Origin of the sequence: Ensifer sp. PDNC004 (genome assembly GCF_016919405.1) — a bacterium.
In the GTDB taxonomy this organism is placed as follows: Bacteria; Pseudomonadota; Alphaproteobacteria; order Rhizobiales; family Rhizobiaceae; genus Ensifer.
Genome location: NZ_CP070353.1, coordinates 590,593 through 611,211, shown reverse-complemented (window position 1 = coordinate 611,211; position 20,619 = coordinate 590,593). Strand labels below are relative to the sequence as shown.

At 63.3% G+C, this 20,619-nt stretch carries 18 protein-coding genes; 8 read left to right on the top strand and 10 right to left on the bottom strand.

Annotated features, from left to right (window positions below):
* Positions 1-140: 140 nt before the first annotated feature.
* Complete coding sequence (locus tag JVX98_RS10975; RefSeq protein WP_205238607.1) at positions 141-1,313, bottom strand: MFS transporter; 1,173 nt, start codon at positions 1,311-1,313, stop codon at positions 141-143.
* A 116-nt stretch (positions 1,314-1,429) separates the two neighbouring features.
* Between JVX98_RS10975 and JVX98_RS10970 the strand changes: the two genes are divergently transcribed.
* The gene (locus tag JVX98_RS10970; RefSeq protein WP_192446386.1) at positions 1,430-1,945 is read left to right on the top strand and encodes a CGNR zinc finger domain-containing protein; all 516 of its coding nucleotides are present in this window, start codon (positions 1,430-1,432) and stop codon (positions 1,943-1,945) included.
* A 25-nt stretch (positions 1,946-1,970) separates the two neighbouring features.
* On the opposite strand, the gene JVX98_RS10965 is transcribed toward JVX98_RS10970, so the two are convergent.
* Entirely contained in the window at positions 1,971-2,591 is a 621-nt protein-coding gene (locus JVX98_RS10965; protein WP_192446387.1) for a trans-aconitate 2-methyltransferase, read from the bottom strand.
* A 157-nt stretch (positions 2,592-2,748) separates the two neighbouring features.
* The gene (locus tag JVX98_RS10960; protein ID WP_205238606.1) at positions 2,749-4,206 is read right to left on the bottom strand and encodes a cobyric acid synthase; all 1,458 of its coding nucleotides are present in this window, start codon (positions 4,204-4,206) and stop codon (positions 2,749-2,751) included.
* A gap of 250 nt (positions 4,207-4,456) precedes the next feature.
* On the opposite strand from JVX98_RS10960, the gene JVX98_RS10955 reads away from it, so the two are divergent.
* From JVX98_RS10955 to JVX98_RS10940, 4 genes are all read left to right on the top strand, one after another.
* Entirely contained in the window at positions 4,457-4,600 is a 144-nt protein-coding gene (locus JVX98_RS10955) for a hypothetical protein (RefSeq protein ID WP_089044242.1), read from the top strand.
* 785 nt (positions 4,601-5,385) lie between these two features.
* Complete coding sequence (locus JVX98_RS10950) at positions 5,386-6,384, top strand: ABC transporter substrate-binding protein (RefSeq protein ID WP_192446388.1); 999 nt, start codon at positions 5,386-5,388, stop codon at positions 6,382-6,384.
* Positions 6,385-6,677: 293 nt separating this feature from the next.
* Positions 6,678-7,586 carry a proline/glycine betaine ABC transporter permease gene (locus tag JVX98_RS10945; protein ID WP_205238605.1) on the top strand — a complete coding sequence of 303 codons (909 nt, stop codon included), beginning with the start codon at positions 6,678-6,680 and terminating at the stop codon, positions 7,584-7,586.
* Positions 7,579-8,625 (top strand): glycine betaine/L-proline ABC transporter ATP-binding protein, encoded by a 1,047-nt coding sequence (locus JVX98_RS10940; protein WP_192446390.1) that lies wholly within the window; start codon positions 7,579-7,581, stop codon positions 8,623-8,625. The genes JVX98_RS10945 and JVX98_RS10940 overlap by 8 nt, the downstream gene beginning before the upstream one ends.
* A gap of 111 nt (positions 8,626-8,736) precedes the next feature.
* On the opposite strand, the gene JVX98_RS10935 is transcribed toward JVX98_RS10940, so the two are convergent.
* Both JVX98_RS10935 and JVX98_RS10930 read right to left on the bottom strand, forming a co-directional pair.
* Entirely contained in the window at positions 8,737-8,967 is a 231-nt protein-coding gene (locus JVX98_RS10935) for a hypothetical protein (RefSeq protein ID WP_205238604.1), read from the bottom strand.
* A gap of 237 nt (positions 8,968-9,204) precedes the next feature.
* Positions 9,205-10,056, bottom strand: a complete 852-nt coding sequence (locus JVX98_RS10930) for a D-alanyl-D-alanine carboxypeptidase family protein (RefSeq protein WP_371742513.1) — start codon at positions 10,054-10,056, stop codon at positions 9,205-9,207.
* A 382-nt stretch (positions 10,057-10,438) separates the two neighbouring features.
* Here JVX98_RS10930 and JVX98_RS10925 point away from each other — a divergent pair, with 382 nt between their 5' ends.
* Positions 10,439-11,797 (top strand): O-antigen ligase, encoded by a 1,359-nt coding sequence (locus tag JVX98_RS10925; RefSeq protein ID WP_205238603.1) that lies wholly within the window; start codon positions 10,439-10,441, stop codon positions 11,795-11,797.
* Between the two features lie 65 nt (positions 11,798-11,862).
* On the top strand, positions 11,863-12,879 hold the full coding sequence (gene bmt / locus JVX98_RS10920; protein ID WP_205238602.1) for a betaine--homocysteine S-methyltransferase: 1,017 nt from the start codon (positions 11,863-11,865) through the stop codon (positions 12,877-12,879).
* Positions 12,880-12,969: 90 nt separating this feature from the next.
* Here the strand turns inward: bmt and JVX98_RS10915 are convergent, their stop codons facing one another.
* The 3 genes from JVX98_RS10915 to JVX98_RS10905 all read right to left on the bottom strand — a co-directional run bounded on the left by JVX98_RS10915 (position 12,970) and on the right by JVX98_RS10905 (position 16,978).
* Positions 12,970-14,937 carry an acyltransferase family protein gene (locus JVX98_RS10915; RefSeq protein ID WP_205238601.1) on the bottom strand — a complete coding sequence of 656 codons (1,968 nt, stop codon included), beginning with the start codon at positions 14,935-14,937 and terminating at the stop codon, positions 12,970-12,972.
* Positions 14,938-15,106: 169 nt separating this feature from the next.
* Positions 15,107-16,237, bottom strand: a complete 1,131-nt coding sequence (locus JVX98_RS10910) for an aminotransferase class I/II-fold pyridoxal phosphate-dependent enzyme (RefSeq protein ID WP_205238600.1) — start codon at positions 16,235-16,237, stop codon at positions 15,107-15,109.
* A 105-nt stretch (positions 16,238-16,342) separates the two neighbouring features.
* Positions 16,343-16,978 (bottom strand): transcriptional regulator, encoded by a 636-nt coding sequence (locus JVX98_RS10905; protein WP_205238599.1) that lies wholly within the window; start codon positions 16,976-16,978, stop codon positions 16,343-16,345.
* Positions 16,979-17,212: 234 nt separating this feature from the next.
* Between JVX98_RS10905 and JVX98_RS10900 the strand changes: the two genes are divergently transcribed.
* Entirely contained in the window at positions 17,213-17,560 is a 348-nt protein-coding gene (locus JVX98_RS10900) for a hypothetical protein (RefSeq protein WP_192446398.1), read from the top strand.
* A 337-nt stretch (positions 17,561-17,897) separates the two neighbouring features.
* On the opposite strand, the gene JVX98_RS10895 is transcribed toward JVX98_RS10900, so the two are convergent.
* Positions 17,898-20,066, bottom strand: a complete 2,169-nt coding sequence (locus JVX98_RS10895) for a VWA domain-containing protein (protein WP_205238598.1) — start codon at positions 20,064-20,066, stop codon at positions 17,898-17,900.
* Positions 20,063-20,590 carry an RNA polymerase sigma factor gene (locus JVX98_RS10890; protein WP_192446400.1) on the bottom strand — a complete coding sequence of 176 codons (528 nt, stop codon included), beginning with the start codon at positions 20,588-20,590 and terminating at the stop codon, positions 20,063-20,065. Before JVX98_RS10890 ends, JVX98_RS10895 begins: the two co-directional genes overlap by 4 nt.
* Positions 20,591-20,619: the final 29 nt, after the last annotated feature.

Here is a 20,619-nt window from a genome sequence, read left to right as displayed (position 1 = left end):
CGCCACGCGACGATTTGTCGAGCCGCGAACGGACGGCCGCGGCCCGCCAAGAACGGTCGCGCATCCGCTTGCCTTCCACCCGTGGCTCGATCCCTTACACTCTCATTGTGGACCGTGCGCTGATCGGCCCCACGGGAGCGCTACGCTTTCGGTTGAGGGTTGACGATTTTCAGCCGGCACGTCGCGATCACCGCTGTGGTCGAGACTGCGGCTGCGGCCAGATAAATGGCGCTCGCCCCCCATCCTTCGCCGAGGCTCCCGGACAAAAGCGTGCCGAGCCCGTAGCCGGCCCACATAAAGCTCGTAAGCCAGCCAAACGCCTCGGTTCGATCCTCCGGTCGGGCACTCAGCCCGACAGCGAGCTGGCCCAGCGCATCCCGGGCTCCGCTGAAAACCCCGGCACCGAGATAGAGCAGCAACAGAAGCCAATGGTCTGAGGTCATGCTCATCAAGATGAAAAAGCAGGCCGTCACCAGGTGAAAGGCAATCATGCCGCGCTTCACTGAAGGTTGCGCGCGCAGCGCGCCATAGAAAATGCCGCCGAAAACCTCGCCGGCGGCAAATCCACCGAGAAGAACACCTGCCAGGGTGGCCGTGACGCTCGCCACCGCGCCAATCTGCATGGCACCAATCGTAAAGGTGTCGAGGGCGACGATCGCCAAAAGCAGCGCCAGCGGAGCGTTCGCCAGGACGGAAAACAGCTTTCGCGGACGGCGCTCGGTGGCCTTCCTTGCCATGGGACTGTTGGCGATCAGCATGTCGCCAACGACCTTTGCGACAGCGCACGACCCCACGATCATGTTTGGCGGCATCACATAGAGCAAGGCACCGACCAGGATGGGCCCGAGTATGAAGGTGCTCGAGTTGATGACTGTATCGAGCGCATAGGCACTCGATAGATTGCTCTCGGGCACGAGATGCGGCCAACTGGCCCGGACGACGGACCCCGATGGCGGCGTCGTCGCACCCAGGGCCGCGGCAGCCAAGAGAAGATAGGCGGCCGACAACTGATGGACGAGCGCGAAGACCACCGCCACATAGGACAGGGTATGAAACCCGACGAACACAAAAAGAGTTCGCCGCGAACCGAAACGATCGACGAGGCGGCCGGCAGCGGGGGCGATCAAGGCCAAGGCAACGGCGTGCGCGAACAGGACCGCGCCCGCATCCACGACTGAGCCCGTGCTTTTCGACACCGCGATCAGAAGGGATAGGCTCAGCATCGACGTGGTCATTCGACTTATCGATGTCGCGATCACGAGACGGACGACACCATCCCCGCGCAGCACCGCAGCATAGCTCTCACCGACCATTCTTGCGTTACCTTCGTAATCCGAATAGTTAGTAACGAGTACACAACCGGTCCGTTACCTGTCAAATGCAACTTACACGTAACTCACAACGCCAGGCCGCCTTGGCGGCGACTTTGGTGAACCTCGCACTGGACGGTCAATCCGGCGGCCGCGCCTATGCTGGCTTGACAGCCGACGCGCTGAAGCGAGCATTTGCCGAACAACTCAACCCATCGATGAGCAAGCGCGTTCTGCCCGTCGTCGATGGCGGCGCGCGATTGCGGTCGGTCGCAACGGACCTCGGCCCGGTGTTTGAGGCCGCCACGGACGAGACCGCTGCGGCGACGCTGAACCACCTGATGAAGCGCTACGCCCCTCGTCCCTATCTCGTGGCCGACGTCGACCAACCCCATCACCTGCATTTCCATGGAGATGGCGAAACGATCATCGAGACGCTGGCAGCCGAGTTCGTGGTTTCCCTGGCGCTGCTCATGGACAGGTTCGGCAGCCGGCGCTTCGGACGGTGCCATGCGAACGGATGTGACCGCGCCTATATCGACGTGACGCGAAACGGGTCGAAGCTGTACTGCTCCGACGCGTGCATGGCACGTATGAAGATGGTCGAGTATCGCGCACGCTTGCGCAAAGGCTGAACGGCGCAGGATCAACCCACGCGATCTATACCCGCTCAAACACGCTGAACTGGAAGGACTGGATCGTATTCCCCGGCGTACGGTGCTGGTGCTCGAAATGCTCGACCAGGCGGAAGGACGGCCCGACCACCTCGGCAAGGGCTGCCGGGTCGTAGCGCACCACCGGCAGGCCGCTGCAACGCTCGGGACCATCGGGGGCGAAGGTGGCGATGATGGCGTGTCCGCCGGGCACGACGGCACCGGTGAGCCGCTCGATATAGGCAGCCCGGTCGCTGGCATCGGTGAGAAAGTGAAAGGCGGCGCGGTCGTGCCAGAGCTCATAACGGCGGTCCGGCATCCACGTGGTGACATCGGCCGCGATCCAGTGCACGTCATCGGCGCGGGTGCCGAGCCTTGCCTTGGCGGCATCCAGGGCGGCCGGCGACAAATCGAGCACGGTGATATCGCTCATGCCCGCAGCGATGAGCGCATCGACCAGCCGCGAAGCGCCGGCGCCGATATCGATCAGCGATGTCGAAGCCATCGGCGCATGCCGGCGGATGAGATCGAGGGAGACGGCAGGCGTATCCTCAAACCAACTGACGCCCGCCTCGCCTTTCGACTGATAGGCCTTGTCCCAATGGGCTCGTCTGGTTTCGTCCTGCATCGCGTTCCCTGCCTGGGAACGCACGACCGTGACGGGCGCTCCCACCTTCCTCCATCCATTTTACAGCGGATTGCCCGGTAACGTTGGGCGGTTTCCGTCGGGGCCTTTGCTGACACCGGCAGGCCCCCGCCGACCGCAGTCGATACCGTTCTCTCGGCTAACGACCGAGCAGCCCATCCAGCCAGCGCCGGTCAAGTACCGCCTCCAGTTCGCTCGCGACATCGTCGAGCGCGCGATCCACCGACTGGCGGTAGTTGCTGGCGCCGCCCTCGATGCCGAAACTTTTCAGCAGCGCGCCGCGATAGGCGTCGCTGGTGAAGAGCCCGTGCAGGTAGGTGCCCATAACCCGACCATCGGCCGAAAGCGCGCCATCGGCGCGGTTGTCGATGCGCACCGAAGGCCGATCACAGTCGGCACCTTGCGTCTTCCCCAGGTGGATTTCATATCCCTCGAGCGCCACATCATGCTCAAGCGACCAGGCGCGGCTGTTGCGCACGGTCTTTTCCGGCGCCATCTCGGTTTCGACATCGAGCAGCCCGAGGCCCTCGACCGCCCGTTCGCCGCCTTCGATGCCGAGCGGATCGGTGACGCACCGGCCGAGCATCTGGTAGCCGCCGCAGATGCCGATGACCCGGCCGCCGCGCCGCACGTGGCGTTGAAGGTCGCGGTCCCACCCTTGAGCGCGGAAATCGATGAGATCGCCGATGGTCGACTTCGACCCGGGAATGACGACGAGACCGGCATCCGAAGGAATGGGGCTGCCCGGCCGCACGAAGACGAGATCGACCTCCGGCTCGGCCGCGAGCGGATCGAGATCGTCGAAATTGGCGATGCGCGACAGCACAGGCACGGCCACCTTCAGGGCCCGCCCCTCGCCGCGCGTCAGCTTCTCCAGCACGACGGAATCTTCCGCCGGCAACCGTGCCGCCGCCTTCAGCCAGGGCACGACGCCAAAGCAGGGCCAGCCGGTGAAGCGGTTGACGGCGGCAATGCCGTCGTCGAACAACGTGACGTCGCCGCGAAACTTGTTGATGAGATAGCCGGTCACCATGCGCCGGTCTTCCTCGGACAGGATCGCATGCGTGCCGACCAGCGAGGCGATCACCCCGCCGCGGTCGATGTCGCCGACCAGCACGACCGGCACGTCGGCGCGCGTGGCAAAGCCCATGTTGGCGATGTCGCCGGCGCGCAAGTTGATTTCGGCCGGCGAGCCCGCGCCTTCGACCACCACGAGATCGGCACCGGCCGATATTTGTTCGAAACTGTCCATCACGGCGCCCAGCAGCTTGGGCTTGAGCGCCTGATATTCCCGCCCCCTGGCCTGCCCGGCCACCTTGCCCTGGACGACGATCTGGCTGCCGACATCCGACTGCGGCTTCAACAGAACCGGGTTCATGTGCACGGACGAAGGCACGCGTGCCGCCAGCGCCTGCAGCCATTGCGCCCGGCCGATCTCGCCGCCGTCGTCGGAAACGGCGGCGTTGTTCGACATGTTCTGCGGCTTGAACGGACGGACCTTCAGGCCCTGGTTGGCGGCAAGCCGGCAGAGCCCCGCCACCAATACCGATTTTCCGACATCCGAGCCGGTTCCCTGCAACATGATCCTGCGTGTCATGCGGCCATCGGTAACACTGAAACGATGAGCGGCAAAGGTCTGTTTCGACACGATTTCGCCGCAATTGACAAAGCCCTTTCACGCATTGTTTCGCGCTTTCGCAAGGCTTGTCGAAAATGTCGCGCCCGGTAGCCAGAATGCGACATGGCGTGGCGAGTTTGGCATTCAATTTTTTGCAGCGCACACCTATATCAACGGCATAGCAACACGCCCCGGAGGATAGGCCTCCGGCCTCTCAAGGTTCACGTCCATGCTGTATATTTTCAGCAAGCCCAATTTCGTTCAGATCGCCTGGAACTCCAAGGTTCCGTCCAGCCAGTCGCGCGTGCGCAACCTCGTCGTCGACGCGCCCTTCGGTCCGCTCGGCGTCATCCGCACGTCGAACGTCGGCTAAGGCCAGCGATCGGGGCGAATGCCCCTTCGAGCTCTCCTCCCAGAGCCTCCTCCACCGCCCCTCCGGGGCGGTTTTTTTATGTCCGGCATTGGTCCTGAAATGCGAAGGCCGCATCAACCTCGCCAAGAGGGATGCGGCCGCCAAAATACGCCTGGTCACTTCGGAAAAACACACCGAAGGTTCGCTCAAAGTCCGGGACGCACAAACCTGATCCGGACCGGCGGCAGTCCCCCGCCGCGAGAAGAACAATTAGCTGGACATCGTTACCGGATGGTTATTGAGGATTTAACCAAAGATGAATTCCGGACTTTTTTGTAAATTTTTCGCGACATGCGCGCTATTTGGCATGACGCAATCACGACAGGAAACGTCAGGATCTCGACAGGGTTTTGAGACCCGTGGCGTCCAGCGCCATTTTTTGCGGCAAGAATTGTCGCTATTGCTTAAATTCGGGGTCCCTCACGCACAAAATGCGCGCTCCCGCGATGTCGCAGACAGAACGCAAGAGCGCCCGCGCCTCCCGGTCAACCGATTGAAGAGGTTGATTTCTCAGCGAGAAACCTTAGGCTTGGCTTGCGGTATAAGAGGAGATTGGCTGGCGACAGGGTTCCGCGGCCAGGGCTGAAAACGAACTCCCGCACCGTCCGCAGCAAGGGTGAACCTTGGCTTGTTTGATGCCGACCCCCCGGCTGCATCGTTGTTTCGGGTAACGGAGGATGTGTCGCGTCCGCCGTGGATTCCCGTTTGGATCTTGGCTGCAAAATAAGACTGGGAGGTCTTGCAACATGAAGAAACTCCTCGCTTCCACCATTCTCGCCGCTGGCCTTTACGCCATGGCGGGTTCCGCGCAGGCCGCGGAATGCGGTGAAGTCAGCATCGCCGAAATGAACTGGGCTTCCGCCGGCGTTGCCGCCCAGGTGGACAAGTTCATCCTGGAAAACGGCTACGGCTGCACCGTCACGCTGGTCACCGGCGATACCATGCCGACCTTTGCCTCGATGAACGAAAAGGCCCAGCCGGATATGGCACCGGAACTTTGGGTCAACGCCGTGCGCACGCCGCTCGACGCCGCGGTCAAGGAAGGCCGCCTCATCGAAGCTGCCAAGATCCTCAGCGAAGGCGGCGTCGAGGGCTGGTGGATCCCCAAATTCCTCGCCGATGCGCACCCGGATATCAAGACAGTGCAGGACGCGCTGAAGCATCCGGAACTCTTCCCGGCGCCCGAGGACTCGTCGAAGGCCGCCGTTCACAATTGCCCGTCGGGCTGGAACTGCCAGGTCTCGACCGCCAATCTCTATCGCGCGCTGAACGCCGAGAAGGACGGCTTCCTGCTGGTTGACACCGGCTCGGCCGCCGGCCTCGACGGCTCGATCGCCAATGCGTTCGAAAAGAAGACCGGCTGGCTCGGCTACTATTGGGCACCGACCGCCATCCTCGGCAAATACGAAATGACCCGCCTCTCCTTCGGCGTCGATCACGACAAGGCCGATTGGGACGCCTGCACCGCCGTGCCGGATTGCCCGAACCCGAAGGTCAATTCCTACCCGGTTTCCGACGTCTTCACGGTCGTGACCAAGTCCTTCTCCGAAAAGGCCGGCGTCGCCATGGATTACGTCAAGGCGCGCAAGTGGGACAACGGCACGGTCAACAAGGTTCTTGCCTGGATGGACCAGAACCAGGGCACCAACGAGGACGGCGCCAAGCACTTCCTCGCCGAGTTCCCTGATATGTGGACCCAGTGGGTGAGCCCGGAAGTGGCCGAAAAGGTCAAGGCAGCGCTCTGATCGAAAGTGACGGCAGGCGGACCGTCGAATCGGCCGCCTGCCCGTTCCGGCGTTGATGCCGGGACCAAGGAACGATGGGGCGTCCTTGCGGGTTTCGTTTGAACGTTCATCGTCCCAGAGGCGGCGAACCACGGGCCTTCGCGTCGCTATCAGGTAAGCGCACGCCACATTTCGCTGCCACAGTTTAAGTGCCGGGACCCAAAGAGGTCACCCAAGTGTGCGCCGTCATCGACCCGTTCGATGCCGAGACGCGGCCGGCTTTAAAAAAACTTCCGGCCAAGAAGGGGAAACAAATGGCCTCCATCTGCAGTGTCTTGCCAGCGTTGCTCTGCAAGTTCCCTGCCATTGACGAGAGCGCTATCAGGCTCGCCCGCAAGACCGTCGATGACGGCTTCCGGGCGTTCGTGCGGGCTAACGGTTGGATCGACAATCTGGTCCAGCCGCTTCAGTGGTTTCTGAACTATCTCGAAAGTCTGTTCGTCGGCTCCCCCTGGATCGTGATCCTGGTGGCGATGGTCGCGATCGTCTATTTCGGCAGCCGCAACATCAACGTCACCATCGGCACGGCGCTGTCGATGATCGCCATCGGCCTCGTCGGGCTTTGGAACGACACCATGGTCACACTCGCCATGGTCACCGTCTGTACGCTGATCTCTGTCGTGGTCGGCATTCCGATCGGCATCCTGATGGCGCGCTCGGACCGGGTGCAGGCCTTCGTCAATCCGATCCTAGACGTCATGCAGACGATGCCGAGCTTCGTCTACCTCATCCCGGTCGTCATGATCTTCGGCATCGGCAAGGTGCCGGGCCTCATCGCCGTCGTCATCTATGCGGTGCCGCCGATGATCCGGCTCACCAATCTCGGCATCCGCCTCGTCGACAAGGAAGTGCTGGAAGCGGCCGACGCCTTCGGCTCTTCGACCTGGCAGAAACTGAAGAACGTGCAGATGCCGCTGGCGTTGCCGACCATGATGGCCGGCATCAACCAGACGATCATGATGTCGCTGGCGATGGTCGTCGTCGCATCGATGATCGGCGTCGGCGGCCTTGGCAAGAACGTGCTGCAGGCGATCAACAACCAGTTCTTCACCGTCGGCTTCCTCAACGGCTTTGCCCTTGTCGGTATCGCCATCATTTTCGACCGTACCAGCCAGGCCTTCGGCAAGCGGCTGCAAAAGCACTCGGAGGTTATCCATGGCTAGTCACGCGATCGAGGTGAAGAACCTCTACAAGATCTTCGGGCCCCGCGGCGTCGATTACGTCGACGCCGTCAAGAAAGGCATGGGCAAGGCCGAGCTCAACGAGCAGCACGGCCACGTGCTCGGCCTGCAGGACATCAACATCTCCATGCCCGCCGGCAGCGTCATGGTGGTCATGGGTCTCTCGGGCTCCGGCAAGTCGACGCTGATCCGCCACATCAACCGGCTGATCGACCCGACCGCCGGCGAAGTGCTCTATGACGGCGTCGACGTCTGCAAGATGAACGACAACGACCTGCGCGAATTCCGCCGCCACAAGACGGCGATGGTGTTCCAGAAGTTTGCGCTGCTGCCACACCGCACCGTGCTCGACAACACGGTCTATGGTCTCGAAATCCAGGGTGTGGATCGCAAGGAGAGCGAGAAGCGTGCCCGCGGCTGGATCGAGCGCGTCGGTCTCAAGGGCTTCGAGAACCACTACCCGAACCAGCTGTCGGGCGGCATGCAGCAGCGCGTCGGTCTCGCCCGCGCGCTCACCAACGATGCCGACATCCTGTTGATGGACGAAGCCTATTCGGCGCTCGATCCGCTGATCCGCGTCGACATGCAGACGGTGCTGCTCGACCTGCAGAAGGAACTGAAGAAGACCGTCGTCTTCATCACCCACGACCTCGACGAGGCGCTGCGCCTCGGCGACAAGATCGCGATCTTGCGCGACGGGCGCGTGGTGCAGCAGGGTACTGGCCAGGAAATCGTGCTGTCGCCGGCCGACGACTACATCACCGCCTTCGTCAAGGAAGTGAACCGCGGCCGGGTGATCAATGTCGAGACAATCATGCGGCCGATCTCGGGCAATGCCGAAGGCGTGCCGCTTGTAACCGGAACGGTGCTGGAATCGGCAGCCCGCACCATGACCGCCGCCCGCGTTGGCGTTGCCCATGTGGTCGATGAAAACGGCCGCCCGATCGGCGCCCTCGACCTTTCGACGGTCATCGCCGCGATGGTCACGCCGGTCAGCCACGAGGATCGCGCCGCGGCCTGAGCCACAGCTTTATGCTAACCGGCCCCTCATCCGCCTGCCGGCACCTTCTCCCCGTTCTGACGGGGAGAAGGGACGCGTGGCGCCCCCATTCTCATCGATGAGCCATTGGCACTAGGCAGTTGCGACAACTACGGCTGTAAACAGCCATAGACACACGCCGATCATGCCTGCCAAATCCATATGACACATCAGTGAGCCATCGCGGGCTCGTTTAAATCCCAACCAGTTAAATCCTCTTTCGGACGAGGATATCGGTTGCACGCGCACTTTCCCGAGTGTGATGATCGGCAGGACCAGCCGGGCTGTCGTATAGCCAAGCACCCCGACAATAATGTCCATCATGAGCGAACTCCGACGCAAGATTGCATCACAGCTTCGTCGATTCTCTTGACGAAACAAGAGGTGACGCTGATTGACAACCTCGCGAACACGTCGCTCGAAATCAAGAACGTTGCGACAACGCCGGCCACGGACGGTCAGCGGTAGCCCTCGTCCCCTCGCCCCGCCTGCGGGGTGAGGGTTAGGGTGAGGGGCATACTCTCACGCCAATCTGGCTTTGAACGACGATGCGGAGGCGCTTCAGTTCGTCGTGGTCGTCGCCGTCGTTGCCGCCACCGGCTCGGTGACGCTGGCAGCGCTCGCGTCTTCCTTCGGCGGCAGGAACTTGTCGAGCAGCGCGATCATGTCGTCGTCGCGCGATTGTGCCGTCTTGCCGCCCATGACGACGGCGACGAGGCGAGTGTCGCCGCGCTTGGCAGAGGTTACGAGATTGTAGCCGGAAGCGTCGGTATAGCCGGTCTTGATGCCGTCGACGCCCTCGTAGCGCTTCATCACGCCGTTGTGGCCGCGCAGTTTCATGCCGCGAAACTCGATCGTCTTGTTGGCGAAGAGCTGGAATTCCTGCGGGAAGTCGCGCATCAGCGCGAGGCCGAGCGTCGCCATGTCGCGCGCCGTGGTCACCTGCGCCGGATCCGGAAGGCCGTTGGCATTCTTGAACACCGTGCTGGTCATGCCAAGCGTCCGGGCCTTGCTCGTCATCATCTGGCCGAAGGCCGCTTCCGTTCCGGCCAATTGCTCGCCGATGACGACGGCAGCATCGTTGGCCGAAAGCACGACCATGCCCATGACGGCTTCACGCACGGTAATCTGGCGTCCGGCGCCGACAGCGAGCTTGAAGGGCTCCAGGCTGTTTGCGCGCTCGGAAACTGTCAGCTTCTGGTCCCATTGCAGGGTGCCGTTGCGCAACGCTTCGAACGCGAGATAGATCGTCATCATCTTCGTCAGCGAGGCCGGGAAGTTCAGCTCGTCGGCATTGTCGGCCTCGAGGATCGAGCCGGTGTCGGCGTTGACGACAAAATGGGCCTGCCCGGCGGCGGCAAAGGATGCGCTGCCAAGCAGCAGGCTCACGGAGACCGCGGCGGACGCGACCATACGGATAAGGGACTGCATATCGTGTTTTCTCGTTTCGACGCTATCGAACGACCTCGGGACGAAAATCGTGATCGAATTATGGAAGACGGACCGCGAAATACGGCAAGGGCCGCGTTTTCCACACGGCCGACATACCCGAGCCTTTTAAGGGCCCGGCGACCGGGCGGCAAGCACCTGCGGCAATCAGCGCGCAAATATCGGGACCGGTAATGCCGCGACTGCCAATCCCGCCCGGGCGGCCCGTCCACCGTTTCACCGAGGTTTAACCTGATTGCGCCAAGGTGCGGATCTCCCAAGGCCGGCCCTGTCCGAACGGCAGCACGGCCCGGGGTCATGATCACCGATGCCGAACCGCGTCCCAGTCATTCGTTTTTAAACCGCCATGCACCCGAACACCGCCACGGCAGATACCTCCACCGCGCGCCAGCGCGTGCCGGAGGCGTTCGACGCCGGGCTGGCGGAACTCGTCAACGGCCTTGCCGCGCTGCTTTCAGGCCTTGGACTGTTCCTCATCGTCTTCACCCTGATCCCGTTTCAGGGCACGGTGACGACGGATCCGAACGCAGCGAACGAAGGCAATATCATCAACCAGGTCGGCTACCTGGTGCTTGGTGCTGTCTATCTCTTTGCCATGCTCCTGACCGTCGATCGGCGGGTGCTCGCCCGCCTCGTCTCTCCGGCCTGGATCGCGATCTTCGCCATCGCCTATTTCTCCTGTCTGCAGTCCTACGACCCGGCGGCTTCGGCCCGCGGCCTGACGCTCAGCCTCGTCGCCATGATCATGGTGGCGGGCGTGCTGGTGCTGCCGAAGAGCGAGCGCGATTTCGTCAATGCCGGCGCCAATGCGATCCTGCTTCTGATCCTGATCGACTATGCCGCTCTCTTCGTGGCGCCCGACCGCGCCATCCATTCGGCCTTCGGCGACGAGCCCTGGCACGCCGGTTTCTGGCGCGGCCACCTGCTGCACAAGAACGTCTCGGCGCCGGTCTTCTCCATCCTCTGCATGTTCGGCATCTACTGTCTGCGCGCCGGCGCGCCGCTTCGCGGCTGGGCGATCACCCTGCTGGCCGCCAATTTCGTGCTGCACACGGGGTCGAAGACGACGATCGGTTTCCTGCCGATCGCGATCGGCCTCGTCCTTGCCGGTCGTGCGGTGCGCAGCCCGGGGCTGATGATCCTTGCCCATCTCGCCATGTCGGTGCTGGTGTTCGGCCTGACGCTCGGCACCATCTATTCCGACACTCTACTTTCGATCACCAAGCTGCTGCTCGACGATGCGACCTTCACCGGTCGCGACGACATCTGGAAATTCGCGAGCGCCAGCATCGCCGAGCGCCCCTGGCTCGGCCAGGGCTATGCGAGCTTCTGGCTCTCGCCCGTGATCATGGGACTGGAAGCGAATTTCGAGGCGAGCTGGGACGTGCGCGGCATCGTCACCGGCCACAACAGCTATCTCGACGCGGTGTTGATGTTCGGCCTCCCCGGCGGCATCCTGATGACCGCGCTGCTCTTTATCAAACCGCTCTTCGACTATGCGCGGGCCTATCGCCGGCAGCAGGGCCGCATCTTTGCCGATTTCTGCGTCATGGTGGTGATCTTCATGACCTACAACGCCATGCTCGAAAGTTTCTTCTTGAACCGCGCCGATCCGATGTGGCTGCTGACGGCGCTCGCTGTCTTCGGCCTCGGGCTCGCCGGCCGCATGAGCATGCGCGCCGAACCGGAAACCTCCCATCGCTGAACGCTTGCCAAGACATAAAGATATCTTTATATCTTGTTGCAATCTATTCTAGCCGGGAAAAACCGATGACCGCAGCCTCCAATGCCCTCTCCGCTCTGCTTGCCGAAAAAGGCGTGCTTCTCGCCGATGGAGCCACCGGCACCTCGCTCTTTGCCATGGGCCTCGAGGCCGGCGAAGCGCCGGAACTCTGGAACGAGACGAAGCCGGAGAGTATCACCAAGCTGCACCAGGATTTCGTCGACGCCGGCGCCGACATCATTCTTACCAACACCTTTGGCGGCACCCGCCATCGCCTGAAACTGCACCAGGCCGACGACCGCGTGCACGCGCTGAACAAGCGCGCCGCCGAGATCGCCCGTGCCGTTGCCGACAAGGCATCGCGCAAGGTCATCACCGCCGGCTCCGTCGGCCCGACCGGCGAGTTGCTGATCCCGCTCGGCGCGCTTTCCTATGAGGATGCGGTTTCCGCTTTCGTCGAGCAGATCGAAGGCCTGAAGGCCGGCGGCGCCGAAGTCGCCTGGATCGAGACCATGTCCTCGCCGGACGAAATCCGTGCTGCCGCCGAAGCTGCCGCCAAGGTCGGCCTTCCCTACGTCTATACCGGCTCGTTCGACACTGCCGGCAAGACGATGATGGGCCTGCATCCGAAGGACATCCACGGCGTTGCGACCGACTTCGGTGACGGCCCGGTCGCCGTTGGCGCCAATTGCGGCGTCGGTGCTTCCGACATTCTCTCCTCGCTGCTCGACATGACCGAGGTCGCACCCGGCGCGACCGTGATCGTCAAGGGCAATTGCGGCATTCCGGAATTCCGCGGCTCCGAGATCCACTATTCCGGCACGCCGCCGCTGATGGCCGAATATGTACGCCTTGCGGCCGATGCCGGCGCCAAGATCATCGGCGGCTGCTGCGGCACCACCTGCGGCCACCTCGCCGCCATGCGCGTGGCGCTCGACGAACATGTGCGCCGCGAGCGCCCGACGCTCGACCTGATCATCGAAAAGATCGGCCCGTTGCGCAACAAGACCGCCAACGAAACGGCTGCGGCACCCGCCCGCGAGCGCCGCAGCCGCCGCGCCTGATCAAGCCAGGCACGGCAGACCAACAAGCAAACGCCCCGGGATCGAGAGATCCGGGGCGTTTTCGTTTGTGCGTCGATGTCGCGGCTGTCCTTAAAGGGCGGCGTTGTCGAAGGCCTTGGCGTCCGTTGCCCGCTCGGCCACGGGGCTGCCTTTCGCCGCCCCGATGAAGGCGCGGTAGAAATCGAAGGCGCGCCCCATCTGACGGGAGCCTTCCTTGGAGAAGTGCCCAAAATCCTCGAAGAGCGCGACGCCCTTGTCCTCGATCTTGCAGCTGTCGTCGTCGCAGAGATAGTCCATGAAGCTGACGACAGGATACTCGTCGGCTATATCCGCAACCACGTTCAGGACATCGCGGTCATATTCGCGCACGATCTTCAGTGCCGGTTCGCATTGCTGGTCCGACAGGCCGAGCAGACGGGCTCTTGCAACGCAGAGCCCGGTATCGCGGCCATCATGCGGCGTCGGCGCGACGAAGACGGGTTCGAAGCCGTTCGAACGCAGCCAGGCAAACGTTGCCCGCAGGCCGTCGATGAGAAGCTTTGTCTCGGTCGTCACTTCGTTGCGACCGTCGACCAGCACCTTGTCTTCCTTCAGGTACTGGCTGAGCTGCGAGGACAGCACGACGTAGCGGATCGACCGGTTGGCGAGCAGAAAGCGGCGGACTTCTTCGTTGTAGCGGGCGCAATCGTCGGACCAGTCGCGACCGAGCCGCGGCATGATCGGCGACAGGTTCAAAAACGGCCCGCAATTGTTCTTGGCAAGCTGCACCAGCCGCACGTCCGGCTTCGACGCGATGATGCCGTCGACCAGGTGCCGAGCGAAAGAGTCGCCCCAGACGGCGACCTCGGGTTCTGGACTTGAGGCGCAGCGCAGATCAGCAACGGCGTCGCATTTCTTGCCGAGGCCGACGCTCGGCTCCGAGAGTTGCGCAAGCGCGCGGTTCCTGGCGGCGAGGCCGTCGGAACCGTCGAGCGTGAAGCCGAAGGCAATCGCGACCGATCCGGCGGCAAACGTCGCGCTGAAGACCGCGCGGCGGCTGAAGCGGCCCGGCTTGCGGAAGGGCTGCTCGACGAAACGCCAGCTGAGATAGGCAAGCGCGAAGCAGAGCGCGACCAGCAGTGCGTAACCTTGAGCCGGGATTTCCTCGATCGCCCTCAGCCGCGCGAAGGCAAAAACCGGCTGGTGCCAGAGATAGAGGCTGTAGCTGATGAGCCCGATTGCGACCAGCGGCTTCAGCGAGAGCAACCGACCGACGACGGTATCGCTGCGGCCGAAGGCCAGAACCAGCGCCGTGCCCAGCACCACCGGCACGGTCGTCCAGCCGGGATAGAAGGCCGATTCCACCACGAACAAATAACTCGCGACGATCGCCAGCAGGCCGAGGCCTGAGAGCAACTCGCGGCGGCCTTTCGAAAGATCGAGCTTTTCGACGCCGACGAGCGCAAGCAGCGCGCCGATGCCAAGTTCCCAGAAGCGGCTTGGCAGCAGGTAGAAATTCGCGGCTGGGTCCAGGTTCGCAAAGATCTGCGTTGCCGCAAAACTCAGCAGCACGAGCGCCGAAACCACCTTCAGCGGCGTTGCCCGGGAGTAGCGGTGAAGGAGCAAGAGGAGCAGCGGGAAAACCAGATAGAACTGCTCCTCGACCGCCAGCGACCAGGTGTGCAGCAGCGGCAGCAGCGCCGTGCTCGGCGCAAAATAGCCGGTCTGGTCCCAGAAGAAGAAGTTCGAGGCGAACAGGTTCACCGAATAGAGGCTCTTGCCGAAGCTGTTGAGCTCCTCCGGCAGCATCCACATCAGCGCGAAGGGAATAGAGACCGCGCAGACCAGGAGCAGCGCCGGCGCAAGGCGACGGGCACGCCGCTCGTAGAAGCGCACGATGCTGAAGTTCCCGTCGCTGATCTCGCGGTGGATGATCGCGGTGATGAGGTAGCCGCTAATGACGAAGAAGACATCGACGCCGGCAAAGCCGCCAGGGACAAGGCCGAAACCGGCATGGAACAGCAGGACCGGGACGACGGCAAGCGCGCGCAGTCCATCGATTTCGGGTCTGTATCGCATCAGCAGAGGAAACACTCGGGTGGCGGGGGCCGCTCGTTAACACAATCTTGACAATGGAACCATTGTCGCGCGGTCCGTATCCACATGCGCGCGTTCTAAAATTCCGGGGCATGTGCCCCGGAGCGGGGGACCTGCGGTAACAGGCAGGCCGAAGATGGCGACACTGGGGCTATCGGCGAATATGCCGGCGCCAGGCGTCGAGCCCGATCTCGATATCCTTGCGACCGAAACCGACGCGGAAGCGATCGGTGGCGACCGGCAGCAGGTCGGATACAAAGAGGCTCGACGGCAAGAGCAGCACGCCAGCCTCCTCCACCAGCCCCCGGCAATGGCTCTCGACGCCATCGGCACCGAGATAGCGGGCAAAGCCGACGCAGCCCCCGTCAGGTGCCCGCCACTCATAGAGATCCGGGAATTCCGCAAAGAAGGCGCCGAGCCTCTCGAGATTGGCGGCAACGAGCGCCCGATTGCGATCGAGGATAACGGCACGCCCCTTGAGCGCGATTGTCGCCAGCACTTCCGACGGCCGCGAATTGCAGATCGACAGATAGTGCTTCATCTTCTCCATGCGTTCGAGAAGCGCATGGTCGCGGCAGGCGATCCAGCCGATCCGGAGACCCGGAAGACCATAGGCCTTGGACATGACGTTGAGCGAGATGCCGCGCTCGAAAAGTTCCGCCGCCTGCCGCAGGCGCAGCGAGGCGTCGCGCTCCAGACCGCGATAGACTTCGTCGCTGAAGAGATGGATGCCGCGCTCCGCGCAGAGCGTTGCGAGCGCCGCGAAGGTCTCCTGATCGGCAATCGCGCCGGTCGGGTTGTTGGGGAAGTTGACGCAGATCAGCTTCGTGTTGGGCTTCAGCGCGGCGCGCACGTCGGCGATATCGAGCCGCCAGTTGTTTTCCGGGCGGAGCGGCACGCCGGTGACCGCGCCGGCGATCGTCACCGGCAAGGTCTCCATCGACTGGTAGTTCGGCACCGTCACGATCGCATGGTCGTCGGCCCCGAGCAGCGCCAGCATGGCGCAGTAGAGCCCCTCTTCCGCGCCGGCAAAGCAGAGGATATCGGCAGCCGTCAGCCCGTCATAGGTCGCAGCGATCGCTGCTCTTAACGCCGGCGCGCCATAGGTCTCGGTGTAGCCGAGCGTGATGTTGTCCCAGGCGGCGCGGTCCTCCGCGTCGGCAAGCGCCAGAAGATCGCGCATGCTGGTCGTCTGGCTGTCGCTCGCGGTCATATGGTGGCGGGCGCTGAACTCCCAGCGGGAGAAATGGGTTTCGAGCCGGAAATCGGGCAAGGTCGTCATCAATAGTTCCTCCTCGCGCGGCTGAGGCGCACGCGAACGGTTATGGGTCAGGCAAGTCCGGAGAGCCGCAAACCGGTCTCCATGCGGAAACAGTGCGTGTTGCAATCAGAGCGCCTCGCCGCGGGCGGCAGCGAGATAATTGTAGATCGAGGCGCGCGAGGCGCCGATGAGGCTCGCAAGGTGATCGACGGCGTTGCGCGTCTGGAACAGCCCGCGTTCGTCGAGCGCAGCCACCAGCGCCACCCGGTCGCCCCGCTTGAGCGCCGAAAGCGCCAGCCCCCGCTCCTTCAGCCAGCCATGCAACGTCGCGTTGATCTCCTCGCGCCAGTCGCGCGAAAACAGCGCCTGCGGCTTGGGCTGCCCGGCGCCGGCGAAAGCCGAAAGCAGCTTCACCGCCTGATCGATCATCGACATGTCGAGATTGATGCAGAGCAGACCGATCGCCTCTCCCGCGCCGTCACGCAAAACGGCCGAGATCGACTTGAAGCGGCGGCCATCCACACCAGTCTTCTCGTAGGGACCGAGCACCGGGTCACTGCTGCCGAGGGCTGCGAACTCCTCTTCGATCAGCGAATCTTCGCCGACCGCCCGGCCGGAAAAGCAGTTCCAGATGCCCGCGATCGTACCGGTCTTCAGGTCGTGCAGCACCACTTCCCCATGCGGGTAAAGAAGCGCGCTGATTGCAGCCGCGGTCGGCGCGTGCGTCGCAAGGATGGAGGCGAAGGAGGGTGCAATGGTCATGGGTCGCATATGCCCACACTTGGATTATTTGTCAATATTGGACTATATGTTCATTTTTCGCATATTCGCCGCCGCTTGCACACCCGTGGCCGCTGGCCTATCCCCGATGGAAGAGAGATTCGTTGCTGCCTGTTTCCGCCGCTAAAGGACGAGATCGTGCAGCAGCTCAACGTGCCACAGCGCCCTTTGCGTCCCGCAGAACGCACCGCGCGGCCGCAGACGGGAGACAGTGACATGAACGCCGGCCCAGCCTCCTTTCCCGACCGGGACACCGTCGCCGAAAAATTCGGCGCCTTCGGCGAGGCCGAGCAGTCCTTCCTGCGTTTGCTGATGGAAAATCCCGAGCAGGACGAGCGGCTGATGGACGGGCTCTACCGCCACCTCGACATCGCCTCGGAGGCGAAGTTCCTCAACTCTCTGAAGCTCGAAAAGCTCGGCCAATGGCTCGGCAGCCACGCACCGGCACGCCTGCAGATGCGCCTGATGGAAGCCGGCCGCTCCAGCCAGCATGCGGCCTACCAGGCGTTCAAAGCCGGCCTGTCGAAGGCCGGTGGCTTGGATCGGGCCTTTCCGAAGGCCTGAACGTTCGCGTCGAAAAGCGGCGCGACAACGACCATTCCCTCGTACCACGCGCCGGCATGACCGTGACGCAGCGCTCGCGCCCGACGCCCCTCACTGTGCTGTCGCACATCTCTACCCGCAAGCGGGAGAGAGATGCTAGGCGCAGCCTCCGCTGCCAGACCTCAACGTCAGTGGCAATCTCAGCCTTCACGATGGGTGAAACGGTAGCCACTCGGCACCTTCTCCCCGCCATGACGGGGAGAAGGTGCCGGCAGGCGGATGAGGAGCAAACCCTCATCGCATAGGTGGCGGGTATGTCCTCACCACGCGGTTGAGGACGGCCCCGCCCCACTCGACATCACTTCCCGGAACCGCCAAGCCCCTTGGCCAGCCGCGCCAGATTGACGAACTCGGCTCGATAGCCGAACGGATCGGCGCCCTTGGCGGCTGCAGCGAGATCGATGACTGAGTCATAGGAATAGTCGGCGAGCGCCGTCACCCCTGCAAGCTTCTGCCCGAAGGCCGCCACGGCCACCGAGAAGCGGACATCATTGGACGCCTCGGCAAGCGACGGAACCGCGTTCGTCTCGGTTACCGGCGTAGTGATCAGCTCGCTCTTGTCGCCATCCGGCTTCTTGTAGCGGATCTTCAGGAAGGCAAGTTCGCCGCTATTTCCTGTCGCTTCAGCCGCCGGCTTCTCAGCCGTCGCATAGCGCAAGTCGTCGTTCAGCACCGCCGGGCTGCCCTTCGGCGTCACCTCGTAGATCGCGGTCACGCTGTGCCCGGAGCCGATGTCGCCGGCATCCACCTTGTCGTTGTTGAAGTCCTCGCGCTTCAAGGCGCGCGTCTCGTAGCCGATCAGCCGGTACTCGGCGATTGCCGCCGGATTGAACTCCACCTGCAGCTTGACGTCCTTGGCGATCGGGAAGAGCGAAGACCCCGCCTCCTCTACCAGCGTCTTCTGTGCCTCGGCCAGCGTGTCGATATAGGCGGCCGTGCCGTTGCCGTTCTGGGCGATCGTCTGCATCAGCGCGTCGTTGTAATTGCCACGGCCGAAGCCGAGCACCGACAGGAAGATGCCGCTCTTGCGCTTGTCCTCGATCAGCCCTTTCAGGTCCTCGTCGCTCGACGGGCCGACATTGAAGTCACCATCCGTCGCCAGCATGATGCGGTTGACCCCTCCCTTGACGAAGGCCTTCTCGGCAAGCCCGTAGGCCGCGTCGATGCCTTCCGCACCGGCGGTCGAGCCGCCGGGCTGCAAGGTATCGATGGCAGCGAGGATCTTTGCCTTGTCCTTGACCGCCGTCGGCTCCAGCACGGTTCCGGCGTTGCCTGCGTAGGTGACGATCGAGACCGTATCCTCGGGCTTTAGCTTCTCGACCAGCAGCCGGAAAGCGCCTTTCAGGAGCGGCAGCTTGTCGGGCTCGTCCATCGAGCCGGACACGTCGATCAGGAAGACGAGGTTCGCCTTCGGCGCCTCGGCCGGCACGACGTCGTAACCCTTGATCGCCACATGCATCAGCCGCGTGCCGCCATTCCAGGGCGTCGGCGTCAAAGTCACCGTCGCCTTGAAGGGCTCGGCAGCGCTCGCAGGCCGCGGCCAGTCATAGGGGAAGTAGTTGACCATCTCCTCGACCCGTACGGCATCGCGCTCGGGCATCTGCCCTTCCATCAGCGAACGGCGCACGAAGGCGTAGGAGGCCGTGTCGACGTCGACCGAGAAGGTAGAGACCGGGTCGGTCGCGACGCTTTTCACCGGATTGCTGTCGGCCTTGCCGAAGCGCTCGCGGTTTTCGGGCGGCACGGTTTGCATTTCCTCCTGCACGACGGGCGCCGGCAGATAGGTCATCTGCGGCTGCGCGCCGCCAACGGCAGAAAGCGGGGCAACACTGTCACGCGCAACGCTGTTGGCCATCGCGTCGGCTTCCGCGGCGGGCGCTGCGGCCTCGCCTTCGGCGGCCAAGCGCTTGGCTTCGCCCATCTCCGGCGCGGGACGCTCCAACACATTCGCTATATCGTCGGAATTGGTTTCTTCCTTCGACGTGGCGGCACGGGATTGTTCGGCCGCACGCGCCCTCTGCGCGGCAGCAACCTGATCGGTCGCAGCGCCGGACGCCTTTCCGTCCTGCGTCCCGCCGAGATTGCCCTCCGGCACCGCGTCAGGCTGGGCCGGCTTCGATGCCGATTGGGGCGTTGGCTTTTCCTTCAGCGCGATCTCTTGTGCGCCGTCCCCGAAGGGCGAACCGTTTCGTGTCAGTTCCAGCGTCAGAAAGGCGGCGGCGGGCACGACCAGAAGGGTGGCGAGTGCCGACCCGGCAAGCAGTTTCCGGTTCATGATGGGGCTCCATATCCGGTTGAAGATGGAGCTTTGACGAACCGGCCGAACCGATCCTTGGGTGGCACTCGAATTTTCTTCGGCTTCGTCGAAGGCCTGCATGGCCAAGGCTAGCGCACGGGCGCGCGCTTCCGGCGAAGCCTTCGGCGGATTGATCCGGCCAAGCTTTTCGAAATCGTCGCTCATGGTCACACTGCCTCCTTGCCGAGCAATGTCTTCAGGCGCTTGCGCGCCTCGTGCACATGCCAGGAAATCGTTGCCTCCGAACAGCCGAGCACGTCGGCCGCTGCCGCATGGCTCAAGCCTTCGGCATAAACGAGCAGCACCGCATCGCACTGCTTCTCCGGCAGCTCCCGGACCGCGGTCCAGAGCGCGTCGCGCTGTTCCTCGTCGGGATCATCAAGGCGAGCTGCCGTCGCCTGCTCGCTGGCATAGGCCTGCATGCGGCTATTGTCGCGCACCTGCCGCCGCCGATGGTCGCGCGCGGCGTTCAGCGTCAGGGTGTAAAGCCAGGTGCGAAACCGGCTGGTGCCGCGAAAACCGCGGATCGCAGCTCCGAGCCGCAGGCAAACGTCCTGGGCGATGTCTTCCGCGTCCGAGCCATTGCCCGACCAGCGCCACGCGACCGCGTGGACAAAGTCGTAGTGTCGTTCGACCAGCTGGCCGAAAGCCTGCCGGTCTCCGGCAACCGCCTTTTCGACGAGTTCAGCGTCCAAATCCGTGCCCGCCCTCACCTCATTTGAAC